The 14,555-nt window shown below is 61.5% G+C and carries 13 protein-coding genes; 4 read left to right on the top strand and 9 right to left on the bottom strand.

Annotated features, from left to right (window positions below):
* Positions 1-4: 4 nt before the first annotated feature.
* Positions 5-1,303 (bottom strand): sensor domain-containing diguanylate cyclase, encoded by a 1,299-nt coding sequence (locus tag CJU94_RS35410; protein ID WP_425272247.1) that lies wholly within the window; start codon positions 1,301-1,303, stop codon positions 5-7.
* 238 nt (positions 1,304-1,541) lie between these two features.
* On the opposite strand from CJU94_RS35410, the gene CJU94_RS35405 reads away from it, so the two are divergent.
* On the top strand, positions 1,542-2,333 hold the full coding sequence (locus CJU94_RS35405) for an IclR family transcriptional regulator (protein ID WP_095423290.1): 792 nt from the start codon (positions 1,542-1,544) through the stop codon (positions 2,331-2,333).
* Positions 2,334-2,351: 18 nt separating this feature from the next.
* Here the strand turns inward: CJU94_RS35405 and CJU94_RS35400 are convergent, their stop codons facing one another.
* Entirely contained in the window at positions 2,352-3,689 is a 1,338-nt protein-coding gene (locus CJU94_RS35400) for an MFS transporter (protein WP_425272239.1), read from the bottom strand.
* A gap of 245 nt (positions 3,690-3,934) precedes the next feature.
* On the opposite strand from CJU94_RS35400, the gene CJU94_RS35395 reads away from it, so the two are divergent.
* From CJU94_RS35395 to CJU94_RS35385, 3 genes are all read left to right on the top strand, one after another.
* Positions 3,935-4,717, top strand: a complete 783-nt coding sequence (locus tag CJU94_RS35395) for an enoyl-CoA hydratase/isomerase family protein (protein WP_095423289.1) — start codon at positions 3,935-3,937, stop codon at positions 4,715-4,717.
* A gap of 17 nt (positions 4,718-4,734) precedes the next feature.
* Positions 4,735-6,846 (top strand): acetate--CoA ligase family protein, encoded by a 2,112-nt coding sequence (locus CJU94_RS35390; RefSeq protein ID WP_095423288.1) that lies wholly within the window; start codon positions 4,735-4,737, stop codon positions 6,844-6,846.
* Positions 6,847-7,270: 424 nt separating this feature from the next.
* On the top strand, positions 7,271-8,167 hold the full coding sequence (locus CJU94_RS35385) for a LysR family transcriptional regulator (protein WP_095423287.1): 897 nt from the start codon (positions 7,271-7,273) through the stop codon (positions 8,165-8,167).
* On the opposite strand, the gene CJU94_RS35380 is transcribed toward CJU94_RS35385, so the two are convergent.
* The 7 genes from CJU94_RS35380 to CJU94_RS35350 are packed head-to-tail and all read right to left on the bottom strand — an operon-like array spanning position 8,158 to position 14,494.
* The gene (locus CJU94_RS35380) at positions 8,158-9,081 is read right to left on the bottom strand and encodes an SMP-30/gluconolactonase/LRE family protein (RefSeq protein WP_095423286.1); all 924 of its coding nucleotides are present in this window, start codon (positions 9,079-9,081) and stop codon (positions 8,158-8,160) included. The genes CJU94_RS35385 and CJU94_RS35380 overlap by 10 nt on opposite strands.
* An 18-nt stretch (positions 9,082-9,099) precedes the next feature.
* Positions 9,100-10,131 (bottom strand): ABC transporter substrate-binding protein, encoded by a 1,032-nt coding sequence (locus CJU94_RS35375; RefSeq protein WP_095423285.1) that lies wholly within the window; start codon positions 10,129-10,131, stop codon positions 9,100-9,102.
* Positions 10,132-10,174: 43 nt separating this feature from the next.
* Positions 10,175-11,017, bottom strand: coding sequence for a fumarylacetoacetate hydrolase family protein (locus CJU94_RS35370; protein WP_095423284.1), 843 nt, complete (start codon positions 11,015-11,017; stop codon positions 10,175-10,177).
* 14 nt (positions 11,018-11,031) lie between these two features.
* Positions 11,032-11,787: an SDR family NAD(P)-dependent oxidoreductase gene (locus CJU94_RS35365; RefSeq protein WP_095423283.1), complete on the bottom strand. Its 756-nt coding sequence runs from the start codon at positions 11,785-11,787 to the stop codon at positions 11,032-11,034.
* A 43-nt stretch (positions 11,788-11,830) separates the two neighbouring features.
* Positions 11,831-12,637 (bottom strand): ABC transporter permease, encoded by an 807-nt coding sequence (locus CJU94_RS35360; protein ID WP_095423282.1) that lies wholly within the window; start codon positions 12,635-12,637, stop codon positions 11,831-11,833.
* Positions 12,618-13,472 carry an ABC transporter ATP-binding protein gene (locus CJU94_RS35355; RefSeq protein ID WP_095423281.1) on the bottom strand — a complete coding sequence of 285 codons (855 nt, stop codon included), beginning with the start codon at positions 13,470-13,472 and terminating at the stop codon, positions 12,618-12,620. The genes CJU94_RS35360 and CJU94_RS35355 overlap by 20 nt, the downstream gene beginning before the upstream one ends.
* A complete protein-coding gene (locus CJU94_RS35350; RefSeq protein ID WP_095423280.1) occupies positions 13,469-14,494 on the bottom strand; it encodes an ABC transporter substrate-binding protein in 1,026 nt (341 codons plus the stop codon). The genes CJU94_RS35355 and CJU94_RS35350 overlap by 4 nt, the downstream gene beginning before the upstream one ends.
* Positions 14,495-14,555: the final 61 nt, after the last annotated feature.

The following is a 14,555-nucleotide window of genomic DNA, read 5'->3' as shown; positions in this document are numbered from 1 at the left end:
ACATCTATCCAACTTCGACGCGATTACGGCCAGATCTCTTCGCCCGATAAAGCGCACGGTCCGCGCGCTTCATCAACGCGTCAACGTCGACCTCTCCTGCTTCACGTGTGACCACGCCAATGCTAACGGTGAATGGAATCGGCTTATGAGGCCACTGGTGCTCGAAGTCCTGTCGTTCATAGCGCTGCCGTAGTTCTTCCGCGATCACATGCGCGAGATCCGCGCCGGCGCCAGGCAGGGCCGCGACAAACTCCTCGCCGCCCCAGCGGGCGAACAAGCCCGCCCCGTCCGTCATCGAAGCGCCGACCTTCGCGAGCACGCGTAAGACCTCATCGCCGGCGTCGTGCCCATGTTGATCGTTGATCTCCTTGAAGAAATCAATGTCGAGAATGAACACCGACAAAGCGTCGCCGGTGCCAAGCACTTTCTCCACGAATTCCAGAAACTCGCGACGATTCGGCAGACCGGTCAGCGCGTCAGTCGCGGCCTGCTTTTTCAGCAGATCCATTAGTCGGGCGCGATCGGTGATGTCGCGGACGACCGCCATGAACTCGGTCCCACCGTTCAAGTCGATTCTGGAAACCGCGATTTCGACCGGTATTACCGATCCGTCGCGATGCTGGCCGTACACACTGTTGCTCTGGTCCATGCGCGGCGCGGTTGCCTGCCGCAGGCCCGGCTGATACGAGTCCGAGAACTGCTGCACCTTCCGCGGATGATGCGCGCGAAACTTTTCGGGCAACAGGGTCACTATGGGCCGCCCGAGCACCTCGGCCGCCGAATAGCCAAAGAGATTCTCCGCCGCGCGATTGAACAGCGTGATGTTGTGCTGGTCGTCCATTGTCACGATCGCGTCATAGGCCAGGTCGACCAGGGCACGATAACGCGAGGCATTAGCTTCCGGTTCCGGTGTCGAGTTGATCTTCGCCGCCATGTCGAAACCAGTCACCAGAATCTCGCGCACGCTCCCACCGTCGTTTCCATGCCTGATCGGCTTAAGCGTGAGACGCCACCAATGTCCACCTTCGCGGACGTCGTGAGTCTGCTCCGGCTCCTGTGGTCGGCTGGACGCAAAGCACGCGAGCAGTTTCTCGCGAAATCCGGGCGGCGCGGATTCCGTAACCAGTGCATCGAATGGAATGGGAAAAGTCTGTCTATCTGCGTCCGCTCCGCCCGTCAATTTAAAGAATGGGGCGTTGCAGGCAGTGACGATCAAGTTCTTGCTCTCATCGAGCCTGATCATGGCGGCGCATAGGGAGATGTCATCCATGCGCCGGTTCGGTTCCTTGGGCCTATCAGACAAAGTTTCACCTTGCAAAAGCTTTACTCGGTACCAGTTTGAATCGCGCCGAGTCATTGTCGCACACCGTCAGCGCGTCCTCATTTCGTACCAACCGTGGCGCAGCCTTGCATTCTCATTGACCATCGGATTACTCTTTTTTAGTTGATCTCCGGTTTTTTCGGGTGTCGAATCTCGCCGCATGTACTGACATACATCGATAATCGATCCTTTCACGCGAAGCTCGGCAAATTCACTGTCTATGGCGAACCACGACCATCAACAACCGGAATCGAACGCGACCCCGTCGAATCGATCGCTCGAACGCGGGCTCGAGTTGCTGCGCGCGTTCGGCCCCGGTGCGACGCTTCTCGGCAACGGGGAACTCGCGGAACGCACGGGCCTGCCGAAAGCAACGGTAAGCCGCCTGACGCGAACGCTCGTGGAGGCGGGTTATCTCGAGCACGATGCGGCACGCCGGGCGTACAGACTGGGCTTACCCGTTCTCAGTCTGGCGCAGGCGTTGCGCAGCGGGTCCACAGTGCTGAATGCCGCAGGGCCGCTCATTCGCGATACTGCCCAAGCAAGGCGCATCAATGTCGGAATCGCGGGCGCCGACCGGGAAGAGATGGTCTATCTCGAGTCCATTCGTTATAACCAGCGAGCCTCGCTGCGTACGATCGTCTCGGGACAACGCGTACCGATGGAACTGACCTCGCTCGGCCGCGCGTATCTCGCGGCGCTGCCGCAGGCGGAATTCACCGCCCTGATGGACGCCTTCAGGCGGCGCAAACGCAGCGGCTGGGAACGCCTCGCGCGCGAAATCACTGACGCCGTAGATGATGTGCGCCGAAGCGGCTTCTGCGCTACAAGTTGGCAGCCGGAAGTCATCGCGCTGGCGACGCCGCTCGCCATTCCCGGACACCGTTTGCTGGTGCTCAACTTTAGCGTCCGCACGGCGGCGTCAAAAGATAGCGTTGTAAGCGAACTGGGGGCGCCCCTGCTGCGTCTACGCGACGACATTAAGGCCGCATGCGCGCGGCAGGAAGGCTGAAGACTGCAAGCGTCCCGTTCATTCCCGGCGTTCGCTGATCGCGCGCGCTGGAATACCGAGTACCACGGCAAGACCGCCAAGAATGGAGACGACTGCAACCGCGTAGAGGCCCACGGCGCTGCTACCGAAGTGCGTCGATGCGTAACCGATCACCGAGGGCGCCGAAATCCCGCCGAACTGCCCGAGGCTGCTAACGAGGCCAATGCCGCTTGCTGCGACCGAGCTCGACAGATACGCGGGTGGCATCGTCCAGAACAGCGACAGCATGCCCAGATAACCGGCCGTCGCCACGCAAAGCAGTGCCACCAGAATCGCTGCGTGATTCGCCGCCGCCGGCAGAAGCACGACGCCCAGCGCGGCCATCAATGCGCTTGCCATAAAGTGCCACCGCCGCTCCAGCATACGATCCGAGTTGCGGCCAAGCAGATACATCACCACTGCGCCGACCACATAGGGAATCGCGGAGAGAAGCCCAATGTGCCAGTAGTTCGACACGCCGCTTTTCTGGATTACGCTCGGCGCCCAGATATGCACGACGATGCTCGCCCACGGTACGCTGAAATAGGCGAACGTCAGGAAATAGAACTTTGGCTCCTTCAACGCAACCCAGATCGAACCATGAGCGCGAGCGGCCTTCGTCTGCGCGTCGCGATCAAGCTCTGCCAGCAAGAGAGCCTTCTCGTCATCCAAGAGCCAGGTTGCCTGCTCGGGCCGGTCCGTCAGATACACATAGGCAAAGACACCGGCGATCACCGACGGGAGTCCTTCGAGAAGAAACAGCCATTGCCAGCCGTTATAGCCGAGTAAGCCCGACATGCTATTGAGAATCCATCCCGACACCGGCCCACTGATGATGCCGGATACGCAGATCGCCGTCATGAAGATGGACGTGACGCGCGCCCGGCGCACGGCCGGAAACCAGTAGGTGAAATAGAGAATCACGCCGGGGAAAAATCCTGCTTCCGCTGCGCCCAGCAATACGCGCGCGATGTAGAACTGGGTCGGCGTTTGCACGAACGCTGTGCCCGCCGAAACGATGCCCCATAGCGCCATGATTCGCATGAGCGTTTTTCTCACGCCGACTCGCGCGAGCCACAGGTTGCTCGGCACCTCAAAGACCATGTAACCGACGTAGAAGAGTCCTACGCCCAAACCGAATGCGGCGTCGGAAAGACCGATGTCACGCGAGAACTGCAGATGCGCAAAGCCGATATTGGCGCGATCCAGATAGGCGAAGACGTAACAGATGAAGAGGAACGGCAGCAGCCGCCAGGTGACTTTCCGGTAGAGGGCCTCTGTCCGCGGTTGCGCGACCGCGCTGACGTCGATGGGATTGGAACGGGCTGCGTGCATCATGTCTCCAGGCTGTATTCGGTCGCAGGTTCGTCATGGCAAGTGTCCTGCGTTGGAATCCATTATCGGTGCCGAATGGTTGATGACAATCCGCCAATTCCATCCAGTGGAATTGCTCCGCCCCTCGGCTGACTGCGCCTTCGTTCCATAGAGTGGAATTGACGGGGTGTCTCTGGCGGCCGCTGAGGCTAAGCTGCATTGGCAGATTGACCTTGTCAGTCGACTCCAATTCAACCATCGAGACACGCATGAGCACCTCCACCGTCCAAGTCACCATCACCTCGCGGGTCGCCACGATCGCGCTGAATCGTCCTGAAAAGCGCAACGCCATTACCAACGAAATGCGCACCGAACTGATCGCGGTGCTGGAGACCGTGTCGCGTGACCGTGACGTGCGCGCCGTAGTGTTGATCGGCAACGGCAAGGGATTCTGCGCGGGCGGCGACGTCAGCGGCATGGCGCAGCGCATGGAAGCCCCAGCGGGCGAAGTTGCGTTCAATGGCTGGTCACGCCAGCAGCTCGTTCATCACACGGTCAATCTGCTTTACTCGATGCCCAAACCGACCATCGCGGCAGTCAACGGCGCAGCGGCGGGCCTGGGTGCCGATATGGCGCTCTCCTGTGACTTCATCGTCGCGTCGCAGGAAGCAAGCTTCACGTGGAGCTACATCAAACGCGGGCTGATTCCCGACGGTGGCGGCATGTACTTTTTGCCGCGGCGAGTCGGCCTCGCGCGGGCGAAGGAACTGATCTTCAGCGGCCGCAAGGTAGATGCAAAGGAAGCGCTCGAAATCGGCATCGCGGATCGCCTGAGCGAGCCGGATTCGCTCATCGCCGACGCCCACGCCTGGGCCGCCGAATTGAGCCAGGGTTCGACCACGGCACTCGCGCTCGGCAAGAGCATCCTCAATCAGAGCTACGAGCTGTCCGCGCATCAGGTGTTTGCACAAGGCAGCCAGGCACAGGCCGTCTGCTACACAAGCAGTGAACATCGCGACTCGGTGCTCGCATTCCTGAACAAAACCAGCTGAGCACGAAGGAGACCGGCATGAACGCAATCTCAAAGTTGATGCGCCCGACGAGCGTAGCGGTGATCGGCGCATCGGCGGACGCAGCCAAGACTTCAGGCCGCCCGGTGGCTTACCTCAGGAAGCACGGCTTCGACGGCGACATCTACCCTGTCAACCCGCGTTACGACTCGATCGATGGCTTGCCCTGCTATCCCGACGTAGCGTCGTTGCCGCATGCACCCGATGTCGGAATCGTGCTGCTCGGCGCGGAGCGCGCCCACCTTGCGGTGCGGGATCTGGCGAGCCGCGGGACGAGCGCTGCAATCGTGCTGGCGAGCGGCTATGCAGAAATCGGCGAGGAAGGTGCGAGGCGTCAGGCGCAATTGATCGAGGCAGCAGGGTCTATGCGGTTGCTCGGTCCCAATACGATCGGACTCGTCAACCTCACTGACCGCATCACGCTCTCGGCCAGCGGAGCGCTGGAGACCGACGCTTTCACAGTCGGCGGGATCGGCGTGGTATCACAAAGCGGCGGGATTCTTGGTTCGCTGTTGTCGCGAGCGGCGGCACGCGGCATCGGCTTGTCAAAGCTGGTGTCGACGAGCAATGAAGCGGATCTCGACATGGCGGATTTTGTCGATTATCTGGTTGACGACGATTCGACCTCTGTTATCGCGCTCTACATGGAAGGACTGCGTCATCCGGACCGATTCCGGCGCGCGGCGTTACGGGCGGCGGCAGCAGGCAAGCCGGTCGTGGTGTTCAAGATCGGGCGCTCGGAATCAGGCGCGCGCTCGGCGGTCTCGCATACCGGCGCGCTGGCGGGTTCCGACCGCATGTACGACGCGCTTTTTAGCAACGTCGGCGTGATTCGCGCCCAGACGTTCTCCGACTTGCTCGACATTCCTCACGCACTCGCGACGGGGCGCAGGCTTGGCGGGCGGCGGGTGGCAATACTGACCTCGACTGGCGGAGCGGGCACGCTCGTCACCGATAGCCTCGGTATGTCTGACTTTGAGACTCCGCCTCCCGATGAGGCGACGGCCGCAAAGCTGCGCGCACTCCAGAGCGGCGACCATGCGGTACTCGACCGCAATCCGATCGATGTGACGCTCGCGGGTCTGGAACCGGCCCTCCTGCGTGGTGCGATCGGCGCGCTACTCGACAGTCCGGCTTACGACGCAATCGTGGTGATCGTGGGATCGTCGGGCCTCGCGATGCCTGACCTGATGGCTGGCGCAATCCGCGATTCGCTGCCCGGGAGTGACAAACCGGTGATGGCGTTTGTGAGTCCACACGCGCCGGAGATCACGCGCTTGCTCAACGAACAGGGAGTACCGGCGTTTGTGTCGCCCGAAAGCGTGACGAGCGCACTTGCGGCCATGTGGCAGCACGGCCAGTACCTGCCACACACCCTGAGTGGGAACGAACGACACGCTGAAGCGCAAGTCGACGTAAGCGATCTTCCGGCCGGATCATTAAACGAAGCGCAGGCCAAAGCGCTTTTTGCCCGCTTCGATGTGACAGCGGTACGCGAGTTTGTCGTCACGAACGCGAACGAGGCCGAGAGCGCCGCACGCGAACTGGGGAACAAAGTCGTGCTTAAACTGCTGTCGAACACGATCACCCACAAGAGCGATGTCGGAGGCGTAGCGGTTGGGGTCACGGCTGACAGCATCGGGGCGCGCCTGGACCGCATGCGGGACGACGTTGAAACCGCAACCGGCTTGTCCGCGCATGCATTTCTCGTTCAGGAGATGGTGGCCGGCGGAACGGAACTGCTTCTCGGCCTTCATCGGGACCCGTTGGGCACCGCATTGCTCCTCGGCATGGGCGGCGTCACAGCGGAATTGTTCAAGGACACGACCATGCGGCTCCTCTCTGCCGACGCGCCGCTGTCGCGCGACGACGCACACCAGATGATTCGCGAACTGAAAACGTGGCCGCTGCTTGACGGCTATCGCGGACGGCCACGCGCTGATATCGATGCCCTGGTGACGGCAATCGTCGCGTTTGCGCGAATGGCGGTGCGGCTTGGCGGGCGTATTGTCGAAGCAGAAATCAATCCGCTCTTCGTGCTGCCAGCGGGCCAGGGTGTACGGGCGGCTGACGGCGTTGCCGTACTCGCTTCGGAGGCTCATGAAGGGTGAGGCTTGTCGGGTCGCGCTCGACTGGCGCGCCGAGGCCAGTGGGCCCGGCGTCGAGCCGGCCCTCGAACCGCGCCGGTCCAGATGCACGTTGTTTTTCATGCAAACCGCCGCTGTCTTCACGATTCGCGAAAAGCCCTAAATACCCGACGGAAGGAAGTCGGTCATGGCCGACGTTTGCTTATTGAACGTCGGCGGTGCCTGCAGGTTGAACAACCATCCATTCAGTCGCCGTTCCGAACCGCGGCGTGCGCATTCAGCGGACTTGTACCCTCGACACGCTGCTGAGAGTCGCTACACTACGCTGCGGTGAGGTGAGGATGGCGCGCGCGGTTTAAATTTTGCGCTCACGGCCGCCCCCGTGCATACTTTCTTTCCGCCACAAGAAAGTGCGGTGCGACGAGAAGACCGCGCCTCGGGAGACTCAATGCGTTTTGATTTCCAGTCGCTGAAACTATTCGTTGCCGTCTGCGAGCACGGCAGTATTGCTCGCGCGGCAGAAGCCGAAAACATCGCGCCTTCGGCGCTCAGCAAGCGCATGTCTCATCTCGAGGACACCCTCAAGACCGCCCTCTTTGTGCGGAGCAACAAAGGACTCGGGTTGACGATCGCGGCTACCGCCCTCTTGCAGCACGCCCGCGTGCTGCTGCGCGATGTCAAACAAATGGAAAGTGAACTGCTCGACCATGCCGAAGGCGTGCGCGGACAGATCCGGCTACATGCGAGCCTTTCGACCATTGTCCAGTACATTGCCAACGACATTCGCGACTTCCTGGCACTCCACCCGGGACTGCGTATTGACCTGCAGGAAAGTTTGAGCCCAGCCGTGGTCCGCGCGGTCGCGGAGAACACAGCCGACATTGGCGTGTTCGGCGGCACGACGGTGGCTGCCGGCCTGCAGGTATTTCCATACCACAGCGACCGGCTGGTGGTGATCATGCCGCCCGATCATCCACTCAGCCATGCAGACAAGGTGAAGTTTCGCGAGATGGCCCAGTACCCACTAGTGGGACCGCAAGCTGGCAGCTATCTGAATTCGCTCGTCTTGCGCGCGGCGGCGGATCTCGACCACCCGCTCAAGCTGTCGATCAGGGTAAATGGTTTCGAGCCCGTGCGCAGCATGGTCGAAGCGCGGCTTGGCATCGGGCTCGTGCCTGAACATCATGCCCGCCGCTATGTGAGCTCGGGGCCCTTGGTCGCCGTGCAGCTCGACGAAGTCTGGGCCGAACGACACTGGAAAATCTGCGTGCGCGAGGCCGAAACGCTCCCCGCACCGGTGCAGCTCTTCCTCAAGCACTTGCTCGCACGTAGCCGTCAGGAGTAAGCCAGTCTCAACCCCGCTTGCGGCCAGTTCAAGGTCGCGAGGCGCCCCGTGCCCGACAGCGTAACGTAAGCGGTCTTCATGTCGGCGCCGCCAAAGCAGATGTTGGTCACCATGCCATCGGGCACCGTCACTTGTCGCAGTACCTCACCGGAGGGCGCCACCACTGTGATGCAGCCCGTGACCAGCGTCGCCACGCAGATGTTTCCCTCCTCGTCCACGGCCAGGCTGTCAAAACGTTGGTAGCCCGGTAATCCGCAAATCAGGCGACCGCCGTGCGGAGAAGGATAAGGATGCCTGCGCGCCCTGCCGGGCGCCTCGAGATCGAACGCCCATAAGCGCGCGGTCTCGGTCTCCGCCACGTACACGACACGATCGTCAGGCGACAGGCCAACGCCGTTGGCCGTCGTGAGCGGGTAGGCTACTTCAACGATGATTGATCCGTCAGCTCGTCCGTAATAGAGACCTGCGTGATCGCGCTCGCGTAGCCGGTTCTTGCCGAAGTCGGTGAAGTAGAAGCCGCCGTCGTGGTCAAACACGATGTCGTTGGGACCGCGTAGCGGGTATTCACCACAGTGGTCGTACAAAGTCTTCAGATCCCCGGTCCGTGGGTCGAAACGCTCGATGCGCCCGCTGGTATAACGCGGGTGTACGCCTGGTTTGGTGCGATTCAGACCGGCAACGGTACGGAACAGGAAACCTCCGTTATTGCAGATGTAGAACGCCCCATCCGGCCCCAAGGCCAGGCCGTTGGGGCCGCCGCCCACCTCCTTCAATACGCTGACCGTGCCCTCGGGCGTCACGCGGCTGATGGTCTCGCGCTCGATTTCGACCAGCACGATTGAGCCATCGGCCATCGCCACGGGTCCTTCGGGAAACTTGAGCCCTTCAGCCACGATATGGATGCCGCTCTCCATCATTGACCTCCGTGCAAGTCAGTGCTTGCTGGCATTTTCGACGAAATGATTGTCATACGTGGCTTTCAGGTCGATCGAGGCCTTGCCGATGTCGGGATCGAAGGCAGCAAGCACATCGCGCACGGTATGCGCTGCGGCGTCCGTCATCAGTCCGTCGCGCGAAATGCAATTCTGCATGTTGCCGTAGGCTCGAGCGAACACAGTCCTGTCGGCGAGAGCATATTGGGCGGGGACTGCTTCGGCCACCTGCTCAGGCGTGGCCTGCGCCATCCAGCGCTCGGCCGCGAGGACAGCGTTCGTCACGGCTTGCACCGTATTGGGATACCTGGCCGCGAACTCGCTCGTGGTGTAGACAGACGCTTCCGGGTAGTCGCCGCCTAGCGTCGCACGGGTTCCGGCGGGGTCACGCATCACGGCCAGCGGAAAGAGATCGCCGCTGCCCTGCAGTACGGTCGCGACCGGGTCGTTGCTCATCAATGCATCGATCTGCCCGCTGCGTGCCGCGGCAATCGCGCCGGCAGACGAACCCACGCCGACGATCGAGACATCCCCCGTTTTGAGGCCGGCCCTGTTCAGCAGATAATTGACGCCCATGTGGAAGCTCGAACCGGGCGAGCTTACGCCGATGCGCATTCCCTTAAGATCCGCATAGGTCTTGACCTTGTCATGGCTGGCCCGCGTCACGCCGAACACCCAGCCCGGGCAAGAAGCCAGCGTCACGAACGAGACCAATTTCTGTCCCTTAGCCGCCATCGTGATCGTGTTGGAATAAGCACCCGCGACCATGTCGGCGCTGCCGCCCAACATTGCCTGCAACGCCTTCGCGCCGCCGCTAAATACGCCAATGTCCACGTCCAGCCCCGCCTGCTTGAAATAGCCCCGGCTTTGCGCGATGACGAAGGGCAAATAGGGAAAGCCAACGCCGGCGGCAGCCAGGTGAAGTGTTGGTTTCTCTGGCGCCGGCGCCGGGGCTGCGCTCGCGCCCGAGTGGCTCGTCAGCGCGAGGCAGGCGGCTAGTATCGGCAACAGCAGGCGCCTGATCGTTAGCACGATGTTGTCTCCTTGTTGTCCAGATCGGCTTGGCGGCGATTCTCTAGCCCTGTACGACGTTCTGGCGTTGCTGACCCAGGCCGTCGATGCCGAGCGTCACCACGTCACCCGGTTTCAGATACACGGGCGGCTTCTGTCCCAACCCAACGCCCGGCGGCGTGCCGGTGGATATGATATCGCCCGGCTGCAACGACATGAACTGCGACAGGTAGGCTACAAGGTAACGCACGCCGTAAATCATGGTCGCCGTAGTACCGTTCTGGTAGCGGTGGCCATTCACCTCCAGCCACATGGGCAGTGCTTGCGGATCGCGCACTTCGTCTGAAGTCACCAGCCACGGGCCCGTCGGACCGAAGGTGTCGGCCGACTTGCCCTTGGTCCACTGCCCCTGGCGCTCCGCCTGAAACGCGCGCTCAGACACGTCATTGATCACGCAGTAGCCGGCCACGTGATTCATCGCATTGCTCTCGCTCACGTACTTCGCGGGCTTGCCGATGACAACACCCAGTTCGACCTCCCAATCCGTCTTGAGGGCGTTGCGCGGGATCTCGATGGCATCGCCCGGACCTACGATCGCGCTGACAGCCTTCATAAAGACGATGGGTTCCGGCGGTATCGCGCCGCCCGTCTCGGCGGCATGGTCGGAGTAGTTCAGCCCGATGCAGATGAACTTTCGCGTACCGCCCACGCATGGGCCGAGGCGCGGATTGCCTTCCACGCGCGGCAGCGAAGCGACGTCGAGCGCTTTCAGGCGGGCCAGACTGGCGGGCAGCAGAGTGTCGCCGGAGATGTCGGCCACATGGCCCGACAAGTCTCGCAAGTCTCCATCGGCGTCGAGCAGGCCCGGCTTCTCCTCGCCGGGCGGACCGTAGCGTAACAGCTTCATTTTTGGTGTTCCCTTCAATAGGTCGCGCGACCGCCAGACAGATCAAAGACCGAGGCCGTGGTAAATGAATTCTCTTCACTGACAAGCCAGGCAATCATTGCGGCCGCTTCATTGAGTTCGAGAAAACGGCCACGCGGAATCTTGCCCAGCATGTAGCGGATATGCTCGGGCGACTGTTCCATCGCGCCTGGTGTACGCGCCACCGCGGGCGTCACGCAGTTGACCGCGATGTCGTGGCTCGCCAATTCCTTTCCGAGCGACTTGGTCATGGCAATCACGGCAGCCTTGGCCGAGCTGTACGCCGCGGCGTTCGGGTTGCCTTCCTTGCCAGCGACAGAAGCCAGATTCACGATGCGGCCGTAGTTCTGCCGGATCATCGCGGGCACCACGGCGCGGCAACAGTGGAAGGTGCCGTTGACGTCGATGTCGATCACCTGCTTCCAGAGGTCGACGGGATACTCGGCCAAGGTCGCATTGGGGCCGACGATCGCTGCGTTATTGATCAGGATATCGATGCGTCCCGCCGCTTTCAGCGTACCCGAGACGGCAGCTTCGACGCTGGCATAGTCGGCGATATCAACGGGTTCGACGTGAACATCGGAGCGTCCCAGTTCAGTACGGGTCCGCTCAAGGCCCTCGGCATTGATATCCCAGATCACGAGGCGCGCGCCAGAAGCCAGCAGCCGGCGGCCGACCTCCAGGCCGATGCCTTGTGCGCCGCCGGTCACGACGGCGACGCGTTCCTTCAGGTTGATTGCATTGGTCTGCAAGATAGTTTCCTTGATGTTGGATTGTCGATCGCGGCCCGCACGCTCATGCGCTCGCGGCCACGGTCTGCCCGGCGACAGGCCGCCAGCGCAGCAGATAGTCCTCGACGACGGATACCGCTGTATCGAGCAGCAGTGCAAATAAGGTCAACACAAGAATGCCGGCGATCACCGAGTTGATGTCGAACACGCCCTCCGCCAGCAGAATCAGATACCCTACGCCCTTCTCCGAGCCCAGATACTCACCGACCACGCTTCCGACAAACGCGATACCAATCGCGTTGTGCAGGCTTGAGAACACCCAGCTCGTCGCCGAAGGCAGATACACGTGCCGCATCAGCTGACGCGCATTGGCGCCCAGCATGCGGGTGTTGGACAACACCGCGGGGCTGACCTCGCGCACACCCTGAAAGACATTGAAGAAAACCACGAAGAAGACGAGTGTCACGCCCAGCGCCACCTTGGACCAAATGCCGAGGCCAAACCAAAGTGCGAAGATCGGCGCAAAGATCAGGCGCGGCATGGAATTCATGGCCTTTATAAATGGATCGAACACGACCGCGAGAAACGGATTGAGCGCGAGCCACAGACCGCACGCCAGACCGGACACCGTCCCGATGGCGAACGCCAGCATGGTTTCGAGCAGCGTCGTGTACAGGTGGCGAAACACCGAGCCGGTCACAGTCCATTCGACGATGCGACGCACAACACCCAACGGATCGCCGAAGAAGAAAGGCGACAACCATTTCTGACTGGTGCCGATCCACCACAAGAACAGAACGCCGCACAGAAGTGCGAGCCGCGTGACAAGAACGACAACGCGATTGTTTGGGTCAAACACGATTGCGCGCATAGCTTTTCAGAACCTCCCCTCGAAGCACGTCCCAGATCTGGGTGTGCAGTTGCAGGAAACGCTGCGTCATGCGGATTTCCGACATTTCGCGTGGACGCACAAGGTCGATTTCAAACTCGGCGATAGGCCGCGTACCCGGCCCTGCCGACAGCACGATGACGCGGTCCGATAAGGAGATAGCCTCCTCCAGATCGTGAGTCACGAACATCACGGACTTGCGGTCGCGCGACCACAGGCGCAGCAGTTCGTTTTCCATCAGGTGCCGGGTCTGAATGTCCAGCGCGCTGAAGGGTTCGTCCATCAGAATGATGCGTGGATTGAGCGCCAGGGCCTGCGCGAGGCCGGCACGTTTGCGCATGCCGCCCGACATCTGGTGCGGATACTTTTTGCCATGGCCTTGCAAACCCACCCGCTCGATCCACTCGTGCGCCACCTTGAGCGCCTCATCGCGGGGCGTGCCACGGAAGATGAGGCCCACCGCGATGTTCTCTTCGGCCGTCTTCCAGGGCATGAGTGCGTCGACCTGGAACAGGTAGGCAGCTTGCTTGTTCAGGCCATTGCTCAGTTTCTCGCCGAACACGCTCAAACTGCCCGACGAAGGCCGGGTGAGCCCGGCCGCCACGTTCAGCAACGTGGACTTGCCACAGCCCGTGGGGCCGACTATCGAGACGAACTCGCCGTCGCCGATCGTCAAATTCCCGCCGGAAACGGCCGTGTAGGTCTGAGCGTTCTTGCCATTGCCGGCGAAGGTGCAGGTCACATTGTCAAAGCGCAAAGCCTCACGCATTGCCCTCTGGCCATGCTCTGGAGTGATAGTGCACGGTGCGGTACTCATGGCTGGATCTCCGCCGCTTTCTCGACAAACCGGTTGTCGTAGGTCGACGTGAGATCGATTTTGGTCGACGCCACAGTCGGGTCGAACGCCGACAGCACATCACGCACGGTCTGTGCGCCTTTGACTGTGACCTCCCCGTTCTGTGCGATGCAACGGCGGCTGTTCGTGAAGGCATCTGCATACAGTGCCTTGTTCTCGCCCAGATACTCGGGCGGCACATTGTCCGCGACCTGCTGGGGCGTGGCTTTGGCGATCCATTTCTCCGCGCGCACGATCGCATTGGCGACCGCCTGTACCGTCTTCGGATTCCTGTTGATGAAATCCCGAGTCGCGAACAGGCTCGATTCGGGGTAATCCGAGCCGAACACCTTGACGTTACCCTCCGCGGTGCGCATGTTCTCCAACGGTTTGAGGCTGCCGTCTTTGGTCAGGATCGTGGCGCTCGGATCATTGACGATCAGCGCATCGATCTGGCCCGCCCTCACTGCCGCCACCGCTCCCGCAGCCTGGCCGACACCGATGATGGATACGTCCGAGGGCTGAAGGCCTGCCTTGTGCAGGATGTAGTTCAGTGCCATGTGTGTGCTTGAGCCCGGCGCACTCACGCCGATACGCATACCCTTCAGATCCTTCGTCGACTTGACTTCGGCCTGGCGCTTCTGGGACACGCCAAAGATCCAGCCTGGACAAATGACCTGCGCTGCGATCACTACGAGGTGCTGCCCCTTGGTAGCCATCGTGATGGTGTTCGAATAGGCGCCCGCCACCATGTCGGAACTCCCACCCAACAACGCCTCCAATGTTTTGGACCCACCGGAGAAGGCAGCGATGTGCACATCCAGCCCCTCGTCCTTGAAGTAGCCGCGTTGCATGGCGACCAGCATGGGCAGATAGGTGATGCCGACGGAGGCCGCCGCAATGTGAAGTTCGGGTTTTTCAGGCACGTCCTTGGCCACGGCCGCGACAGAACCGCAGCCAAGCTCGAACGCGGCACAAAGCGCGATGGCAAATTTCAGCTTCATGGTTGTCTCCTCCCTTTCAGGGGATATTTGGGTGCGACATGCCGCCGAGGACGGACCGGGG

It is taken from the genome of Paraburkholderia aromaticivorans (assembly GCF_002278075.1).
GTDB lineage: Bacteria > Pseudomonadota > Gammaproteobacteria > Burkholderiales > Burkholderiaceae > Paraburkholderia > Paraburkholderia aromaticivorans.
The sequence above is the reverse complement of the archived record's forward strand: the minus strand, read 5'-3'. Positions and strand labels throughout refer to the sequence as shown.